Annotated in this window: 17 protein-coding genes and 2 pseudogenes; 10 read left to right on the forward strand and 9 right to left on the reverse strand. The window is 53.2% G+C overall.

What is annotated here, in order from left to right; translation table 11 throughout:
• Positions 1 to 29: 29 nt before the first annotated feature.
• Positions 30 to 317 (reverse strand): helix-turn-helix transcriptional regulator, encoded by a 288-nt coding sequence (locus AC0QDI_RS03780; protein WP_474665363.1) that lies wholly within the window; start codon positions 315 to 317, stop codon positions 30 to 32.
• Between the two features lie 146 nt (positions 318 to 463).
• Between AC0QDI_RS03780 and AC0QDI_RS03785 the strand changes: the two genes are divergently transcribed.
• Positions 464 to 772: a HalOD1 output domain-containing protein gene (locus tag AC0QDI_RS03785; protein WP_474665365.1), complete on the forward strand. Its 309-nt coding sequence runs from the start codon at positions 464 to 466 to the stop codon at positions 770 to 772.
• Positions 773 to 957: 185 nt separating this feature from the next.
• Entirely contained in the window at positions 958 to 2,382 is a 1,425-nt protein-coding gene (locus AC0QDI_RS03790; RefSeq protein WP_474665367.1) for a hypothetical protein, read from the forward strand.
• A 38-nt stretch (positions 2,383 to 2,420) separates the two neighbouring features.
• Here AC0QDI_RS03790 and AC0QDI_RS03795 read toward each other — a convergent pair.
• A pseudogene (locus AC0QDI_RS03795) lies at positions 2,421 to 3,247 on the reverse strand (IS5 family transposase).
• Positions 3,248 to 3,501: 254 nt separating this feature from the next.
• Here AC0QDI_RS03795 and AC0QDI_RS03800 point away from each other — a divergent pair.
• Positions 3,502 to 3,777, forward strand: coding sequence for a PadR family transcriptional regulator (locus tag AC0QDI_RS03800; RefSeq protein ID WP_474665369.1), 276 nt, complete (start codon positions 3,502 to 3,504; stop codon positions 3,775 to 3,777).
• Positions 3,778 to 3,871: 94 nt separating this feature from the next.
• Positions 3,872 to 4,183: a hypothetical protein gene (locus AC0QDI_RS03805; protein ID WP_474665371.1), complete on the forward strand. Its 312-nt coding sequence runs from the start codon at positions 3,872 to 3,874 to the stop codon at positions 4,181 to 4,183.
• Positions 4,184 to 4,444: 261 nt separating this feature from the next.
• Here AC0QDI_RS03805 and AC0QDI_RS03810 read toward each other — a convergent pair whose 3' ends face one another.
• The 3 genes from AC0QDI_RS03810 to AC0QDI_RS03820 form a co-directional block, all read right to left on the reverse strand.
• Positions 4,445 to 5,029, reverse strand: coding sequence for a hypothetical protein (locus AC0QDI_RS03810; protein WP_474665373.1), 585 nt, complete (start codon positions 5,027 to 5,029; stop codon positions 4,445 to 4,447).
• Positions 5,030 to 5,035: 6 nt separating this feature from the next.
• On the reverse strand, positions 5,036 to 5,488 hold the full coding sequence (locus AC0QDI_RS03815; RefSeq protein ID WP_474665375.1) for a hypothetical protein: 453 nt from the start codon (positions 5,486 to 5,488) through the stop codon (positions 5,036 to 5,038).
• Between the two features lie 156 nt (positions 5,489 to 5,644).
• Positions 5,645 to 5,827, reverse strand: a complete 183-nt coding sequence (locus AC0QDI_RS03820) for an ADP-ribosylglycohydrolase family protein (RefSeq protein ID WP_474665377.1) — start codon at positions 5,825 to 5,827, stop codon at positions 5,645 to 5,647.
• A gap of 215 nt (positions 5,828 to 6,042) precedes the next feature.
• Here AC0QDI_RS03820 and AC0QDI_RS03825 point away from each other — a divergent pair, with 215 nt between their 5' ends.
• The gene (locus AC0QDI_RS03825; RefSeq protein WP_474665379.1) at positions 6,043 to 6,330 is read left to right on the forward strand and encodes a PadR family transcriptional regulator; all 288 of its coding nucleotides are present in this window, start codon (positions 6,043 to 6,045) and stop codon (positions 6,328 to 6,330) included.
• A 661-nt stretch (positions 6,331 to 6,991) separates the two neighbouring features.
• Here the strand turns inward: AC0QDI_RS03825 and AC0QDI_RS03830 are convergent.
• Complete coding sequence (locus AC0QDI_RS03830; protein WP_474665381.1) at positions 6,992 to 7,837, reverse strand: hypothetical protein; 846 nt, start codon at positions 7,835 to 7,837, stop codon at positions 6,992 to 6,994.
• 219 nt (positions 7,838 to 8,056) lie between these two features.
• On the opposite strand from AC0QDI_RS03830, the gene AC0QDI_RS03835 reads away from it, so the two are divergent.
• Positions 8,057 to 8,968 (forward strand): metallophosphoesterase family protein, encoded by a 912-nt coding sequence (locus AC0QDI_RS03835; protein ID WP_474665383.1) that lies wholly within the window; start codon positions 8,057 to 8,059, stop codon positions 8,966 to 8,968.
• 9 nt (positions 8,969 to 8,977) lie between these two features.
• On the opposite strand, the gene AC0QDI_RS03840 is transcribed toward AC0QDI_RS03835, so the two are convergent.
• Positions 8,978 to 9,283 (reverse strand): DUF3892 domain-containing protein, encoded by a 306-nt coding sequence (locus tag AC0QDI_RS03840; protein ID WP_474665385.1) that lies wholly within the window; start codon positions 9,281 to 9,283, stop codon positions 8,978 to 8,980.
• Between the two features lie 101 nt (positions 9,284 to 9,384).
• Between AC0QDI_RS03840 and AC0QDI_RS03845 the strand changes: the two genes are divergently transcribed.
• Positions 9,385 to 10,275 (forward strand): hypothetical protein, encoded by an 891-nt coding sequence (locus tag AC0QDI_RS03845; RefSeq protein WP_474665387.1) that lies wholly within the window; start codon positions 9,385 to 9,387, stop codon positions 10,273 to 10,275.
• 119 nt (positions 10,276 to 10,394) lie between these two features.
• Here AC0QDI_RS03845 and AC0QDI_RS03850 read toward each other — a convergent pair.
• Positions 10,395 to 11,134 (reverse strand): annotated as a pseudogene (locus tag AC0QDI_RS03850) (IS5 family transposase); the annotation flags it as partial.
• Between the two features lie 133 nt (positions 11,135 to 11,267).
• Between AC0QDI_RS03850 and AC0QDI_RS03855 the strand changes: the two are divergent.
• Positions 11,268 to 14,021, forward strand: coding sequence for a sacsin N-terminal ATP-binding-like domain-containing protein (locus AC0QDI_RS03855; RefSeq protein WP_474665389.1), 2,754 nt, complete (start codon positions 11,268 to 11,270; stop codon positions 14,019 to 14,021).
• Positions 14,022 to 14,242: 221 nt separating this feature from the next.
• On the opposite strand, the gene AC0QDI_RS03860 is transcribed toward AC0QDI_RS03855, so the two are convergent.
• Positions 14,243 to 14,449: a hypothetical protein gene (locus AC0QDI_RS03860; protein WP_474665391.1), complete on the reverse strand. Its 207-nt coding sequence runs from the start codon at positions 14,447 to 14,449 to the stop codon at positions 14,243 to 14,245.
• 180 nt (positions 14,450 to 14,629) lie between these two features.
• Between AC0QDI_RS03860 and AC0QDI_RS03865 the strand changes: the two genes are divergently transcribed.
• Both AC0QDI_RS03865 and AC0QDI_RS03870 read left to right on the forward strand, forming a co-directional pair.
• Positions 14,630 to 15,556, forward strand: a complete 927-nt coding sequence (locus tag AC0QDI_RS03865; protein WP_474665393.1) for a hypothetical protein — start codon at positions 14,630 to 14,632, stop codon at positions 15,554 to 15,556.
• Between the two features lie 3 nt (positions 15,557 to 15,559).
• Positions 15,560 to 16,804, forward strand: coding sequence for a DsbA family protein (locus AC0QDI_RS03870; protein ID WP_474665395.1), 1,245 nt, complete (start codon positions 15,560 to 15,562; stop codon positions 16,802 to 16,804).
• The last annotated feature ends 26 nt before the right edge of the window (positions 16,805 to 16,830 follow it).

Genomic DNA, 16,830 nt, shown 5'->3' on the forward strand with positions numbered 1-16,830 from the left:
ATACTAGTCGGTAATACGAAGAGGCAACGCTATTCGGAGAGAAGGCCGTCCACGTACTGGTCTTCCCAGTCGCGCCGTGCTTCGATCTCTCGCTCTCCCCGACGGGTGACCGAGTACACGTTGGTCCGGCGGTCGGCCTGTCCTTTCTCGATCAATCCTTTGTCGACGACCGTGTCGAGGTTCGGGTAGAGACGGCCGTGATGGATTTCCTTCTCGTAGTAGTTCTCGAGTTCCTCCTTGATCGCCAGACCGTGTGGTTCTTCGAGGCCAGCCGACACGTAGAGCAGATCACGCTGGAAACCGGTGAGGTCGTACATGTCAGAACCCATGGCGATATGCGGCTTAAGCATGGTGATCGGCGGATTGAGAATACTGATGATAGCGTGCCGTCAGACATGAACGATTGTGAGGAACCCATCAGGATTGGGGGATCCTTTTATGACTGGATCTGGGATCACAGGCCATGCGAATAATGGACACGCCAATCAATGCGGACGACTCTCCAGATTCTATGACTACGTCGATCACTGCCAACTGGGACGCTGGTACAGAGAATACTCCTGTCTACGTGGTTGTCTCCGCTGTTGCCGAGGCGGAAGGTATCGATCCCGTTGATCTGCCACCGCTTTACAACGTGACCGATCCGGAAGCGCTGAACGCTCTCTTTACGTCTGATTCTGGTGGCGTTTCCACCGTCGAGTTCGAGTACGCTGGTTATTCTGTTGTTGTCCGCGGCGAGGGCACGGTCGAGGTTCGACCGGCTAACGTTTAGTCGACTGTTCTGGATAGGGGGTTCCTGTTCCCACCGCAGTGAGAACGTTCTCACTCCGAATCAATCCTCTGTGAGGAGTTCACTGTGACGATAACTGATATTATTTTTTGGTTCCTCCCCCATATCCCAGAAACAGGTAATATGCGGCGAAAGTGATTTTTGCTTTGGTATGGTATCCGGTGTAAATGGACCTCTCCCGCCGCCAACTCCTTTCGATCTCTACCGCAGGCGCGATATCCCTCTCCATGGCAGGAACAGTACAGGCCGCTGCAGACAGTGCTTCCTCTGCTAATGCCCGATCGGATCTACCTACATCAGACGGTCCTATTGACTCGGTGATTACAGAGACCCAGCAGGAAATCGAACTTTCAGAAGATAATCCGTACAAGGCCTATACCTTTCCGAGGTTTGATGAAACTGCTGTCATTGAGTACGAGGTCCGGCCGGAAAAGTCAGGGGCGGAACCTGACGTTCTCGTCCTGGATCATTATGGGTTCAGTGAATACGAGGTGCAGGTCGGTTCATACCCTGTTCTAGGCACTACAATGATTGATCTTGGAAGGTTCGGCACCCATCCGTTCCCGACGGTCAATTTGAATAATCTAGAGGAATGGCGGCAGCAACGGCAGCCGTGGGATGTCGAAAGCGTTGTGAATAACAAGGCGTTGGACTGTCTAACCGAGAAACGAGCGACGAAAGCCGCTCACCGTATCGGGACAGGGACGTACAATATCGTGTTTGATTGGAGCAGTAAGGTTCTCAACGAACCAGAGGATGACAGTACAACGGTGGATGTATTGATCCGTGCCCGATACCGGGATGAAGAAACCGCGGTCAATGAGGCGACAGTCGAGATCGCATCTTTCTACACCTTGCTTTCAGGATCCGAATCGTTGACACGGACAATGGTGCAGATTGCGGATGATATCTGCAGTCAAGTTCCTGCAAAGATGGATGGTCTCGCGGCCGACGATATCGATGATGACGTCTCTGGAGCGGAACGTACGGCATCGGTTCTCCAATCGGTGCTTGAGGTGATCGAGAACAAAACCGGGTATAGTGCGCCACTGGCGGAGGCCCTGTTAGAAGAGACGGCAACGTGGACACGATGGACCGGCCAGGTACTCCCTGTCGTATCCACCGTCGAAGAACTGGTAGAGGACTCGTGTACCGTATCCCAGTCTGCCCCGGATACGGTCACTGGTGACGTGGAGAACATGTTGATGAGTCTGGGAATACTCGTAGCGGAACTTGTGATGATAAAATACGGCCTGGTTAGCCGCGCTGCATCCTTTGCCGTACGGAAACTAGACACGTATCTTCTCGGTGTCGTACGGGAAGTTCTGGGGCTGAAAACCTATCTCGTGCTACTGCGGGAACTGTATAGGACGCTAGAGTACGGGATCGACGAGATTCTCGATACGATTGAAGACATAACGCGGGATGTCGTCGATACACAGAGATTCCTCTCTGATAGAGATGTCGACGATGTAAGCGTAGTGAAGGATATGAATGATGAAGACGACCTCGAGGAACTCAGATTTGACAGTGATTGGCATCTTGGTCCGTTTGATCCTAGTCCGAAGTGCCACCCTGATTCATTCTTCTGATCTCTTGGCCGTGGTGAATCGCCCGACGTAGCATGATTTTATGATGTCACGGCACGCTTGGTGTTGTAAACGACACATTTCAGCGCGATTTCACGGAACTCACGAAACTACGCTCGCGCACCATGGCGTCACCGAGCGTGCGATTGATCGTCGAGAAGACGGGTTCACACGTCGATCGTTGGCGGTATCGATGCCCATCGATCCGCGCGTTATGCGCGTGATCGAGGGGCCGAAACTCACGATGTTTGATCAGCGGTCTCACGCCCTCTTTGCGCAGTTTCTCGCGTAGTTGCATCTAGTCGTAGCCTTTGTCCGCAGCGAGGCTGGCGAGGTCCCCCGCGTTGCGGCGGGCGACCTGCCAGCCGAGCTGTGTGTCGTGCATTTTCTCGGTTGTACAGTGAACGTCCAGAATCGCGTGGCTGTCTGTGTCGACGAGAGCGGTTGTTTTGAGCGTCTGCACGCGGTAATTCGTCCGCCGACAGTAGTGTTTGCTGGCGGTTTCGCGGTCGAAAAACGTCGCGTCGATCGCGGCGTGACCGCTCGGGTCATGCAACTGCGCCGAGAGGCGCAGCCGCACTCGCCAGAGTGCTGTCTTGATTCTGTCAAACCACTTTACTAACGTCAAGTGGTCGGGGAGGGCAGCCACGTCGAGGCCGATCTCCCCGAGAATATGTGGCATCTCGCTCAGCAGATCAAGTGTTTCTCGGTACGATTTGTCGAGGTAAACCCGCAGACAGTGCAGCGACAGCACCGCGTACTCGGCGAAGCCGCCACCCCCTTCGGTGGCGGCGACTTCGCCTCGCCCACCAACAGCGTTTTTAGCTAACTGCACGACGTTGCTCGTGAAGCGAGAAATTTTCGACATGAACCATCGGCTGTTTCCCGCTTCATACTCCTAGTTCTAACGGTCGAAACCGATGCCGCCCAGCGATTCACCAGAGCCGTGGTAGTCTGATATCAGCCGCTAGCAGACCGGTCAGACAGGCGCTGGGTCATGTTGACCGACAGTCGATTTTCTGATTGGACTTTGTTCTCCAGACGATGACTTTCACGCCGCGGATACGTATAACCCGGGTCGGAAAAGAAGTCAAATACAGCATCGTTGAAATCTCACTCGAGATGCACGACCTCACCGGTTTCCAGCGCGACCTCCTGTACGTGATCGCAGGCGCTGACCAGCCGTCCGGCCAAGATGTCAAAGACGAAGTCGAGCAGTACTACAGTTCGGAGATCAATCACGGCCGACTGTATCCTAATCTCGACACACTCGTCAACAAGGAACTGGTCGAGAAGGGCCAACTCGACAGGCGGACCAACTACTACTCTATCACCGACGATGGAACGGAGCAGATCCAAGAACGACGAGAGTGGGAGAACCAGTACATCGATCTCTGAACCCAGATCCGTGTTCATTCAGACTGTACGTTCGTCTCATTCTATTGTTTAAGGGAAAAGAAGGCTTATACTGGCGGAATCACGTCGTCAAAGTATGTCCACCGCGACTGCCGAAACCCTGCCGAATCTCGTGACGATCGTTGGAAGAGGCGTACCATCGAACTACGAAATCACCGTCGACGGCGACATCGAACTGATCGGCGCTGACCCGCTCGAAGAGGCAACGGTCGTTACAGACAACGCCGCGGAAGGTGCGGTCGAGACCGGTGTGATGCGGTTCCGATTCTCCGGTGAACTGGCGAACGTCCACGTCGTTGACTGGAACGGTACTCTTGCACCGGAATCACCGAGCACACCAGAAATTCATATCGATTACGGTGTTCCTGATCGGAATAGCAACAACTGATTAGCGACTAGATTCTTGTTGGTTTCGATAGGTTATGACGGTCTTCCAACTGATTAGTGGATTGTCTCTAACCCCTTCTCGACATCGAGAATAATTCTGAAGAAGTACATGCGCAAGATACGTGCCTTGTATCTTGTATAGTGCCCTAAACACGATCTGAAACTGTCAGGAACCCAGCGGTCAATAAGTATGTATAGTGACGGATAGTTCGCCCCAGATTGAGTGAAAGAGACACCGTGAGAATTATTCTATGACACGCTCTTAATTATGGTTATCGGGGATCAGCTCCGTGGGTTTGACGATATCACCACTTTTGAGCGCGACAATAGGTCGGTGCTTGTCTCTTGCGTAGTGCTGGACACGTCTACCACTGTAGACTGGTGACGGTACCGTGAATAGAACTCCATACTCCTCTCGATAGTCGAGTGAACACAATGGCGGATCTGTCAGTGGTTCACCCAGTGCTTTCCGGTATGGTGGGAGTTCATCTAATTCGTGACTTTGATCGTCAATTTGCCCATCTTCGAGTACCCACCACAGGTTCGTATCGACGGGCAGTAAGGACGCCCAGGTGTACTCGTCGAGAGCATTTTTGATCGACGCCATTGAACGAGGGTCTGTGTCGACTCGGCCTGCAAATATCTCGACGTATTCTCCGAGGTGCGTTCGAACAGCAATTGCGTCTCCTTCCTCGAGAGCGGGTATGTCCTCGAGTGCGACAGTCTGTGTTTGATCGCTAGTCCCCTGATCGGGGCCGTCGTCTGATTTATTTCCTATCATTCGTCTCTTTGCTTCCTTTGGCGTTGCGGTCGTGTTTAGACGTAACTGACTCGTGGCATTTCCCATCACCCGTCAGTAGGGGTAGTACCTCGGCTCGAGATCGTACAGGGAGACGCTACTGTTCTCGTCGAAAATCGCAGACCCTGACTCACTGTCGTCTATCACACTCTGACCATCGCTACCGGATGTGGTTTCGTGGAGATCGATCAGTCGATAGACGGCTTCTCCAGCCCAGCCACACTCGCAACTTGCCCGTGCGTGTGCACCATTATGCGGATCAAGTGACGGTTCGATCAACTTCAACTCAGTGCCGCATACTGGACATCGGTTATTGATTGCTGAGTAGGTGTGACCGCCGATTGCTCGAATCTGGTCTGCATCGAGATCGTGTTCGATGAGTACAGCCTCGAGAGCGGTCTCGAGGTCGTCAAGGAACTGACCACATTCTGTCTCGTCAACCGGCAACTCTAGTTCCTCGAGTAGGAGGGTTAATTGTCGTCCTGCGGTTGATTTGTCGTACCTCATGTAACAGGTTGGTAATCTCCCCCACTTAACGACTTGCAAAAGGGGGACGCCCCCCCTGAAGAGTGAATTAAATAAGCACTCGAAACAGATTGACGACGATCACGGAATCGTTCCAGTGAGGAAAGGCCTTGAGCTACAAGCCTGTTGGAAATCCGATTATAGTTCGACCCGCTTAGTCGTTAACTGACAGACTTCTTCGTCGTCGTCAACCTCGTCGGTTAGCCATCGTTCGGGAACTGCCTCTGCTCCAAACCGCGCACCTGCGATTGCACCGATAACAGCCCCGATCGTGTCGATGTCGCCGCCCATCATCTCCGCATTTACGACAGCGAGGACCAAGCGTACTCATACGACGACCTTTGAGAGGCCTATTGTCCAAGGTATTCAGTATCGGCTAGAAACAGAGCGATAACTCATCCTCGTCGATGATTATATCCGCGAAATATCCAGAATCGTGATTTCGACGGTCGGTCTGATATGATGTGTCCATCCGTAATATCTGATGCGACATTGTTACCCCTATTCTTAAGCCGCTGATAGCCATGAGTTCTGATATGTACGATCTGACTGGATTCCAGCGCGACCTGCTGTACGTCGTCGCTGGCCTCGATGACCTACACGGCCTGGCAATCAAGGATGAACTCGAGAACTACTACGAGAAGGAGATCCATCACGGCCGTCTCTACCCGAACCTCGACACACTCGTCGACAAAGGTCTCGTCGAGAAAGGTGAAGCCGATCGCCGCACTAACGTGTACTCGGTGACACGTCGCGGAACCCGTGAGATCGAAGCCCGACGTGACTGGGAGGAACAGTACGTTGAAGATGTCTTCTCTGAGTAACTGTTGAGTGCTGTTCCAGTTGGTCGACTGCCGAAGATTTCTTCTGAATCCGATGAAAGCGTCTCGACCACCGGTGATCGTCCGGTAGCTTGGAGGTATGGAAAGAGTAGTGCCCCATGACTTACCTGTGTGGCGGCCCGCGAATACACAATGGCATCACCAGATGTCCAGCAGTCGCTGTCGGCTATCGGATGTGATGCGTGCCAGTCTGCCGTCCAGTCTGGCGGGCAGCAAGAGGTGTCGTTTCTCCTCTTGGATCAGCTCACGGTCCCTGTCCTCAGCTGTGATGAACACCTCGAGCAGTTCTCTTCAGTCTGTGGGTTGACGTCCGAGGATACGGCCGATCTCCTGCATCATCGACCGGCCGGCGGAGTGTCGTGCCCCAGCTGCCGTCTCGCCCCGTACAATTCACCGCATCCTCTGGTCCAAGTCCAGGACGGAGCCATCATCCCAATGGCGTGTCCGAAACACCAATCCGAGATTGTCCAACGATTCCATACAGGGATCCAAACACAGCACCAGCTGACAGCTGGCCTCGATACCAGCACATTCCTGTGACTTCCTCCCCACCCTACTCGCTCACGGCTTGCGCCGTTCGCTCCTTGAGGGTGGGGCTTCCTGTTTCGACGACGCGCTTGCAATTTGTTTTCGGTCGGTGCTTCTACTTCGTGTTCTTCATGAAGTCGCGGCTATCGGCGATGAATGACTCGCCAAACTCGTAGTCACCCCACCATCCGTCGTCATCCATCCGTTCCGGGTAGACCACTCCTGCAGCCGTATAGGATTCGCCCCGGTTGTAGGTCTGGACAACGAGGAAGCCACGGTACTCAATTTCGAACTCTTCGTCGCCGTTTGTTGCTGTGTGCGTGGCAGTGATGGTGAACGAGTCCTCAAGGATGGCCTCGGCGTTGCTATAGCTGACATCGTTGAACCGGCAGCTGAGCCATTCCTCATCGTAGAGCCCTGAGCAGATATCGATCTGACTAAACGGGTAATCCGACTCGACCTGATCCGTGAACAGCTCTACGGCGGTGGCACTGACCACACTCTCCGTGTTGTCCTCGAGAAACTGGTTGATTTCGTCCAGGTCAATAAACACCGAGCCAGGCCCGATGGGCAGCGATACCTGGCTCAGGAGTGGGATGCCTCCACCGTCATCGTCACTGTTGTAGTCAATGTATTTCTCGCTGCGGATCGTCTCAAGGTTCCACGTGTACAGGTTCCATAGCGGTGGGCTGATGCCGAGGTCTTTTTCGACACGGGACTGCATCGTGGTGTTCTGGAGAGACTGACCGATCCAGGCGACGTCGTTGTTATCGTCTTCGCCCAAATCGTTCTGTTTCCAGGACTCACCGCGAAATCCATTGGGGATCGACGGCTGACCGAACGAGGATGAGCCTGTCATGTTCGCAGCGCTGGTTGCAGTTGGAAGGGCGGCGATGGATGCGAGGCCGGTCAGGACTGCGCGGCGCGACAGGGTCGTACTGCGGGAAGGGTCGGGGTTCATGGTGTGTCTTGGTGGTATCGCAAGTTTGGTTGTAACCGCTTCGGCTATTGTGAATTTCAGCGTTTGAAGGGTTTTATCGGCGGTAATTCGAGCCGCGACTTAAACGTACGTCAGACATACATCATGCGTCAGACAGACGGCTTGCGATCAGTCGGGTAGCTTGAGTTTGAACTGAGTCATCACTGTAGGTTTATACTTGGCCAAGGACTCAGGAAGACCATGGCCTCGCAACGGATCCTCGTGATGGGCGACAATCACGGGAATACAGAATCATTAGAACGGGTTGTGGCCGATACCGAGGGCGAGCGCTTCGACTTTGTCGTTCACGTCGGCGACTTCACGAACGCCCACAGCGAGGATAAAGCGACTGGCGGGGAACAGCTCCGGGCTGTCGAACCGTATCTGGAAACGCTTGCTGACCGCGCCGACAATGGCCTCGTCTATGTGTACGGGAATCGGGATCACTACGGCGATCTTGACCACACTCTTGATGTCGGGGTTTACGTCCCCCAGGAAGGCTCCGTCACCGTGGGAGACCAACGCTTTACCCAGGATCCGGACGCCGTCGCCCCCGACGATATTCTCGTCACACATACAGAGAAGAAGGCGATGATTGACCATTTCCCGGGCCGGGCTTACTTCTGCGGCCACACGCACACCGGCCGGTACAAGGACCAGATGCTCAACTCCGCGTTCCTGTACCGGGATGATTCGAAAGCTGCTACGACTCTATATGGCGGATATTTCGTAGTCGAAGTTGGTGACGAACCACCGTTTGACGTTGACTTCCGGAACATCGGTAGTCTTGATACGACCGTTTGCCAGCGCCACCAGGAGCGAGGAGTCTTGATCGGGCCGGAGTACCACAACTGTATGTTCTGCTGGAAACCCGTCAAACTATTGCGCGAAATGGCGAAAACCGCCTTCTACGGCGTTACCCATGGACTCAACCGCGATCATGCGTCCGAGGACGAGATTGTAGAGTACGCGGTGGGGCTGTGGGATTCATCACCGACAGGGTTTGCAGACGAATTCTCCGAGTACATCTCTCAGGTGGAGAGAGATCCGAAAGGGTCGCTCGTCTACAACGGCGATGGGCACTTGATCGATTTCTACGCTAATCGGAGTTGAGAACCCGATTCAGAATTCAGGCAGTTCTCCAAGGTTGTCCTGCTCGATTTCGTTGCCGTCCGTCCGGAGATACGTCGTGTCGCTGATATCGACCTTGTGGATGTCCTCGCCACGCACATAGTCATCGTCGCTGTTCTTGTAGGCGGTACAGTATTCGAGACCGACTGTGAGCCCCATGATCACCTCCCATCGGTCCTTCTCTTCCGGTTCGATCAGTGTTGTTCCGGCATCTTTCCGCCGCTTTACCGCGGTGATGCGGTCACCGTCTTCATTGTATCGGACGTGCGTGATTACGTAATCGGCCCATTCGGCCATGGGACTGTGTCTATTCTACACGGTTAAAGAGACCAGCCAAGGAAGGTGAAAGTAGATCATACCTGTATCTTCATATCAGACGGCTATCTAGGTGGACAGTGATGCCGAAGTTCTGGAAACGTCAAGGAACATCAGACGGGGACCGGTCACCGTGGTTTGTGAAGATTAAGAATCGATCGCCACCACCACCGGCTCACACGTTCCAGCTTGAACCGGCTGCCATCCGTGTTCTCCAGGGGATGGGGCTCGAGTCAGGAGATGCATTTGAAGCCTCGCAGTTTTGGACCCTTCACGATCTCGGGCTCACCTACACGCTCGGTGAAGACTACGCGCCAGAACTCGGTACGGAGCTATCGGAGGCGGATGCAGAGAATATCCCGCCGGAACAGCGAGCGACCTTCATCAAGGAACTCCTGGAGGACTATGAGGTGGCTGAGATCCAGTCTGACGGGTTCTATCGGCTCCTGCTCAGCGTCGAACAGGGGCCTAGAGATGTCAGGTTTGATGCGCTGGAACAGATCCTCTCGGTTACACCGATTCGTGCAGGGCCTGCAGATGGATTGGCGAGCGAATCGGATCCGGTGTACACTTCTTCCGTGTTTGGTGCACTGGTCTGCCGCGCCTTCTCGGAATTTATAGAACAGCGTACAGTCGCTACTGGACAGTATTGCGAGCCGATTGGGCATCGGGATGAATACGCGTATCTGGTGATTGAGGATCTTGCATGGGATCTCGTACCGGACCTCATCGAGTTCTTTCTCGACATCCCCGAGTTTTTCCTCGACGAGGTTTTACCGGATGGAGACACCCCGGGCTGGGAGAAGGCTGTTCTCGAAGAGATCCACACGTCTCAGTTTCTGGGCGATGGGCTACGCACGTCTGATACAATTGGGAAAATCCTCTTCGACGGACTCAACGAGTTGCAGTCGGTCATCATCGTACCGCAGAAAGTTCTCACAGATTCCGAGATCAAGCACACGTTCACCTTCTAATAAGATCAATATTTTTTATTGTGGCTTCAGAATCCATCTTGCATGGTCCCCGTCCCTCTCCGACCACTACAGTCGATGCACCGGCCAACGATACCGGCTCAAGCACCCTGCCAGCTTCACGCTCGCACGGCATCGTCAAGCGTACGCTTGATCGACGAGAAGACAGTTTCTGACATGGAACGGTGGTGGTACCGATCACCGTCCATGCGGCTGTTGTGGGCGTGATCGAGCGGATTCATAATCCGGTGTTTAATCAGCGATCTGATGCCGTTTTCGCAGATTTCATCGCGGAAGGACTTCACGTCATAGCCGCGATCAGCAGCGAGGCTCCGCAGGTCACCGGCGTTGCGCCGGGCGACCTGCGGGCCAATTTTCGCATCGTATTTCTTGGAGGTCGTCGAGTGGATGTCGGTGATGTGCAGCGTCTCGACATCCACGAGTGCGGTGACTTTCAGCGCTCGAACGAGGTAGTTAGTGCGGTTAGCGTAGTGGCGGCTGGGCTAATCACGGTCAAAGCCAGTCGAATCGATATCAGCGTGGCCCGTGCGTTTCTCGGTTGATGCGCCGAGAAACGCACGCCACGTCTTGGTCGGAATCCGCTCAAACCACGTGCGAAGCACTGTATAATGTGGAAGTCTGGTGAGCCCGATCTCTTCAAAGACGCCGAGCATTTCGCTGAGCAAATCCACCGCAACGGGTAGGATTTGCCCAGCTCGATGCAGAGTGCATGCAAGGTGAGCATCGCCCACTTGGCGAACCCGCCTCCCCCGCTGGGGTCGGCGGTTTCGTCCGGATTAGCGACAACTGATTTAGCCTTAGCCACCGCAACACGCGTGAAGAGACGGACTTCGTATGTCACACTGACTGTACCTTCGCTTTCTACGGCAATAACGCAGTCATAGCCCTCGCGTCTAGCGAAACTACAGAGCCGTTAATTCGAATAGTTGGGTGAGTAGATTAATAAGAATGATTACCCTAGTGCCTTCATAATCATGGTCGAGATTCCTTCTGGTATCACCGATATTACGGATTTAGCACCTTACAGCGAACGGCAACAAATCGAATGGATGAGTCAATCTTATCAAGAACGAACAAACTGGTTTGCACAAGAGTCAATCCGTGGTGGCGGCGAATTCGTTCGGAGCGGCTTCTCTGAGGCACATTTCCCATTAGAACTCATCCAGAATGCAGATGACGAAGGGGCGACGGCAATGCGATTTGAACGCGACGCAGCATCTAATCAATTACGCGTCTATGACAATGGGGCTGGTTTCGATCTAGAAGGGGCCGTTTCTGTCTGCCAGCAAGGGCAATCCCGCAAACAAAGCAATAAACAAATTGGATTCATGGGTATCGGATTCAAATCACTATTCGAGGTCTGTAACCGGGTGGAAATTCATTCAAAGGGCTATCATTTCCAGTTCCAAACTAGTCAGGACAGTGACGAAGACGGAGCACCTGGTTTTCTCGTCCCTGAATGGATTGACGATGCTGATAAGAAAGTTCCCTACCAACGGGATGATGAAGACCCCAACGAGTATACTACTGCAATTATCGGCCATTTGTCCGATGCCGATGCAGTCATCGAACCATTGCAGACGACGAACCTATCACCAAGTGTATTCTTGTTTCTGAACACCCTCAAAACTCTACGGATACGAGACACCGAGGGGGCAGTAAACAGAGACCTTGGTGGCGACCGTGGTCTGGATTCATACTCATACATCAGCGAAGTCGAAGACGCATATCAAGAACACGTGCCGGAGAAGATGAACAATCCGTCTGGAGATGACACGCCTACTGTGGAAACGCGGGAACTCTCGGAGGACGGTGAAACACAGCGGTACGTTCTGTTTCGCAACACCTGGCAGCCTGGAGACGTAGAGCGTCCGCAGTTCAGAGAAGATCTCAAACGAAGCGACCTCTTCGTTGCATTCCAAGTGAACGACAACGGCGAACTTTGTGAGGCTGATGGATCCATCAGAATCAGCCCAATTCACAGCTACCTCCCGGTCAAACAATTCGACGGGATTGGCGTCGATTTCGTGCTCCACGCTGATTTCGATCTAACTTTGAACCGCCAAGGCGTCCAGCAAGGGAGTCCTTGGAACAATCAAATCGTACAAGCGCTACAGCAACAAGTGCTTGAACCTGCAGCGAAGGCCATCGCAGAGCACGATACCCTCCACCGTAATCTTGAGTTCATTATCCCTGAAGAATCCGGAGGCGACGGGTTAATCCTCAGTGATCTGCTTGCAGAGTTTACCAATACGCTTCAATCATTGGACTTGGTCCGTATCGCTGGAGATTCAGACAAAGACTTCGTCCAACCAACGAACGCTGCCCGTGTATCAGCCGCAGCAACCCGTCAATTCTCCCCTGAAGAGATCAACGATGCAGTCGGCAAATGGCCTGCTATTACTCCGCAAGAATCAGTCTTAGAACGATTAGGACTAACAGGATCGTTCGACACAGGTAGTGTATTAGAAAGGGCTTCAGAGGCGTCAATTGTAGCCGAGAAAGACACGGAGTGGTTCTGTGAGACGTTCCAGGGTATTATTGAAGACGATTCAAATACTGACATAGATGATCTTTCACCAGATAATATCTCTGTTCCTCGGAGAATAGGTAAACATCTCCAAGGAGACGTTGTACCAACATCAGATGGGAATCAAGCTAGTGGAGAGGGGGGCCGTGGGTCACCGTTACGGGGTGTGAAAATCTTTCCTGAATCTGGAGTTGACGGATGGGATTCTGAGGAGGCAAATGAAGTTATCTCATCTCCCGTCGCCGATGACGAATTATTCACAGGAGAACACGGAGATCTAATTCGGCAATTTTTCATTGAAGCTGGCGCGGGAGAACTAACTAATGCAGAGATCCTCGCCCAGGCAGCCTCTGACGACTCAGTTGACCAGACAAATCTTACTGTGATAATGGCCGCATACGCCGATGACGAATGTGTTACTACTTCAGAAGCTGAATGGATTCGCAATATCGAATGGGAAGACGCTGCGAACCCGACACTCCTCAAGCAAATAAAATCATCCCCTGAACCAGACGGGATTGTCGAGATCATCGAGAGCTGGATCTGTGAGAACTGGAAGGGAATCCCGACAACTGCGCGGCGAGCGACACTGCAGTACCTGTTCAACTCTGATGAAGCAGACATCGAACGATTCGAAGGGAAAACCCTACCCACAAAGGACGACCGATGGTTCTCCCCGGGTGGGCTACTTTTTCCCTCCGAATACGACCCCGAACGCGATTACGAGGCACTCTCAGACATGTATCCTCAAGTAATCAACTCAACCATGGCTGGTTTCGTTGATCCGGAGCTAATCAACGGAAACGTGTTAGACTGCCGAAAGACCCTACAAACCCTCGGAGTATGCAACAAAGATGTTCATGTTTCCCTCTCTGGTGATATCGGCGAAGAATTTGTCAGACGCCATCTTATTGAGGATCGGGGTATAGAATTAATCGGATTTCGTGATCCTGATGGCAGGGATTTCGAAGATATTGACGGAAACTACTACGAAGTGAAGTCCGCAGTACGCCGTAAAAACAAAATTGAATTAGATGGCCCACAAGCGGAAAAAGTGAACAATTGCGTGGGTAGTGAAACCAGCTATACACTAATTACTGTTGCACATTCACTAAATCCCGAGAAGACCGAACTCCAAGATAAATCATCAGCAGAACAGATAGTCAGTCAAAGAGACGACATTGTATATTATCCCTAAGCTCTGGTAATGACCGGAATTGTAAACTGTTGGTCGCGTTTGAGTTCGGTGACGGGTCGCTGCTCATTTCGGTCAGTGACGGCGAAGGCAACGACCCGGGTGTCTTCCTCGAGAAGGGTGTTGATGCATGGTTCTGAGCGGCTGATTTTGTTCGAGACAGTATTGGCTAAGGCCAGGGGCGCAGTGAGGTCAGTGAAAGAGAAGGCGAGATCCCTGCTTCGTTAGTCCGTAGAGAGTTTGTCACTGATTTTGTCCTGCATCTCAGTGGTCCGGGTCGGCGCGTCTGGGTACTTGGCTCGGTAGTCTTCTACGATGTCTACAACTCCGGTGCAGTTCTGGCTCTGAAGGTGCCCCTTCTCGATCGTTTCGAGTTCTACATCGCACTTCTGGCATTTGATCGGGCCAGGAGCATATTTCGTATTACTCATATTTGATTACTATCTGTTCCCACTATCTAATATTCTTGTGATACAGAATATTACCAACACGCATCTATCAGCCGTGCAGGATTACTTTGAGATTGCATAGAACTCGTATTCTAGGGTTTAGGCCGCCCTAGATGCCTGTTTTCGGCGGTAGTTATATGGGGGTTGAACCCCTTCCATGACATGTCTCCCACGAATACACACCTGGAGACGGAGAGCACAACTTTGAGTTCGCACGCAGATACCCGAGAAATCGATAGAGGGCAGCAAACACTTCATGAGGCGGTTAATTCTCACCGAATCTACGAACCGGTTACAGGCGTTCATCCCCGTGTAGAACTTCCGGACGAGGCGTTCGAGGAGTGGCTTGACGGCAACCAGGAAGTCGAGTACGTGGTAATCAACTTCTCCGACGCTAACGAAGTCAAGGAGCGGGACGGTAACTTGAGCCAGGTTCTCGAGCCGTGGCATATCCCGGTCATCCTCGGCACAGAGCACGATGACGATGTAAATGAACGCACTCTGCAGGACGTCTTGGATTTGCTGGAGGTGGCGCAGCCAGCGATCTACGTCCCGGACGTGGTCTACAGCTACAACTGGATGGACGAGGAGATCCAGGACAATGCTATTGAGGCATACACTGGCCACGTCAGGATTCTGCAGGAACGGGTTGTCGGGGAGGATCTGGATGTCCGGTTGATCCCGACGAACAAGGGCTGGAAGTACGAGCACTTCCAGGAGTACCGGGAGCTATACGACGAGTTCGACTACAAGGAGTTCGCGTTCTACGCTGTCCAGTACACTGGTGGGGACGCGGGCAATGCGATCAATGTCCTCCGGAGCCATGTCAGGAACTCTATCGCTGCCTTAGATATGAGGAATGTTTTTCTGATAGGACGGCTCGCGGAGGACGACCTGATGGATTTTGCTCCGCGTGTCCGTGGAGCGACCGGACTTCGACAGTGGACAGATTCCTGTTCTACCCAAGACGGGTTTTCGCAGGATCCGTGGCCGGATTTTAAAGAGAATCGGGAGTCGAAGCTCGAAGTAAATGACGGTCAGGAGCAGAGGCCTGTAAACGAGTTCAGCGACAAGAAAGAGGACAACTGAACGATGTTCGTATTCCTTGGTTCATACAGCGGAGGCGGCGGAGGTTCGTCGGACGACGATGATTCGCAAGATGAAGGATCGACTGATGACCATGCTCAGACCGGTGTAGACGATTTCACTGGTGACGATGAAGACGATGATTCGGATAGCGGTGCGGGTGCTGCTGCAGGAGTCGCCGGTGCTGCCGGTGCTGGTACCGGTGGTGGTGCTGCCGGTGCCGCTGGTGCTGCTTCCGGTGCCGGTGCAGGTGCGGTTACCGAGCCGCCAGAAGGCGAGGATCCCGGAGACGGGGGAGATGCCGAGGAAGGTGAAGAGTGTGAGGATGAAGAAAAGGAGCAGCCCGAAGCCCCAGACATCGAGGAGCCAGAGACGGAGCCGGAGGAAGACACGGAAGAGGAGGACGACGTCGACGAACTCGAGACAGAGGAAGAGTTGGAAGAGGAAGACGATATCGACGAACCCGATGACGTTGAAGAGGATACGGAAGAGGACGACGCCGACGACGAGGAAGATGAAGACGACGAGGATGAAGATGAGGAAGTGGTCGTGGTTCAGCAAGTCGATGCGTTGAGTGCGATGTCGTGGGGTGTTCAACCGGTGATGAAACGTGTCGAGGAGTGCTACGGTGAAGAGATCGAGCTCTTCTACAAACCGGCTCCTATCCGTGAAGTTGACCCGGAACAGGAGAAGCAGAAGTGGATTGACGTCGGACAGCAGCTCGGTATGCCGGTTGATCCTTCGTTCTGGGACGACCCGCCGGAGTCCACGGAACTGGTCAACAGAGCGTTCGAGGCAGCTAACAGGCAGCATCGGGGCATGGACTACATCCGGGCGATGTGGCGACAGGGTGTAGCAGCTGGCCGTGACATCAACGACCAGGATGTCTTGGTTGAGTTAGCCTCTGATCTCGGCCTGGACCAGGAGCGTTTCGAGGAAGACCTTGACGAGGTTGAACTGGAATCTGGTGAGCGTGGAGAACTTCCGTTCACGTTTATGGAGATTCAGGGGAAGCCAGTACCGAAGAATGGCCGTGTCCGGTATTCGGACTTCAAGACTCAGTTCACGTTCCAAGGGATCGAGGAGCAGGAGCCGCAGGAACTGGAGGGTTTTGTCGAGGAGTATGGTCCTGTGGCTACGGCTGAGGTGATGGAAGTCTATGGAATCCAGCGTGAAGAAGCTGTTCAGCGTATTAAAGAGCAAGATCAGGTTTCATCGTTTGAGGTTGGTGGCGAGCGGTTCTGGTACTGAGTGAATCCGCTTTCGTCGAGACTTCA

Source organism: Natrinema sp. LJW11 (genome assembly GCF_056135975.1).

Bases quoted from the DNA above. Each gene is read 5' to 3' on its own strand.
- AC0QDI_RS03840 (WP_474665385.1), bottom strand. From the start codon at position 9,283: ATGGCCGAATGGGCCGATTACGTAATCACGCACGTCCGATACAATGAA.
- AC0QDI_RS03860 (WP_474665391.1), bottom strand. From the start codon at position 14,449: ATGAGTAATACGAAATATGCTCCTGGCCCGATCAAATGCCAGAAGTGC.
- AC0QDI_RS03855 (WP_474665389.1), top strand. From the start codon at position 11,268: ATGGTCGAGATTCCTTCTGGTATCACCGATATTACGGATTTAGCACCT.
- AC0QDI_RS03835 (WP_474665383.1), top strand. From the start codon at position 8,057: ATGGCCTCGCAACGGATCCTCGTGATGGGCGACAATCACGGGAATACA.
- AC0QDI_RS03800 (WP_474665369.1), top strand. From the start codon at position 3,502: ATGCACGACCTCACCGGTTTCCAGCGCGACCTCCTGTACGTGATCGCA.
- AC0QDI_RS03870 (WP_474665395.1), top strand. From the start codon at position 15,560: ATGTTCGTATTCCTTGGTTCATACAGCGGAGGCGGCGGAGGTTCGTCG.
- AC0QDI_RS03790 (WP_474665367.1), top strand. From the start codon at position 958: ATGGACCTCTCCCGCCGCCAACTCCTTTCGATCTCTACCGCAGGCGCG.
- AC0QDI_RS03865 (WP_474665393.1), top strand. From the start codon at position 14,630: ATGTCTCCCACGAATACACACCTGGAGACGGAGAGCACAACTTTGAGT.
- AC0QDI_RS03810 (WP_474665373.1), bottom strand. From the start codon at position 5,029: ATGGGAAATGCCACGAGTCAGTTACGTCTAAACACGACCGCAACGCCA.
- AC0QDI_RS03805 (WP_474665371.1), top strand. From the start codon at position 3,872: ATGTCCACCGCGACTGCCGAAACCCTGCCGAATCTCGTGACGATCGTT.
- AC0QDI_RS03785 (WP_474665365.1), top strand. From the start codon at position 464: ATGCGAATAATGGACACGCCAATCAATGCGGACGACTCTCCAGATTCT.
- AC0QDI_RS03825 (WP_474665379.1), top strand. From the start codon at position 6,043: ATGTACGATCTGACTGGATTCCAGCGCGACCTGCTGTACGTCGTCGCT.
- AC0QDI_RS03830 (WP_474665381.1), bottom strand. From the start codon at position 7,837: ATGAACCCCGACCCTTCCCGCAGTACGACCCTGTCGCGCCGCGCAGTC.
- AC0QDI_RS03780 (WP_474665363.1), bottom strand. From the start codon at position 317: ATGTACGACCTCACCGGTTTCCAGCGTGATCTGCTCTACGTGTCGGCT.
- AC0QDI_RS03845 (WP_474665387.1), top strand. From the start codon at position 9,385: ATGCCGAAGTTCTGGAAACGTCAAGGAACATCAGACGGGGACCGGTCA.
- AC0QDI_RS03815 (WP_474665375.1), bottom strand. From the start codon at position 5,488: ATGAGGTACGACAAATCAACCGCAGGACGACAATTAACCCTCCTACTC.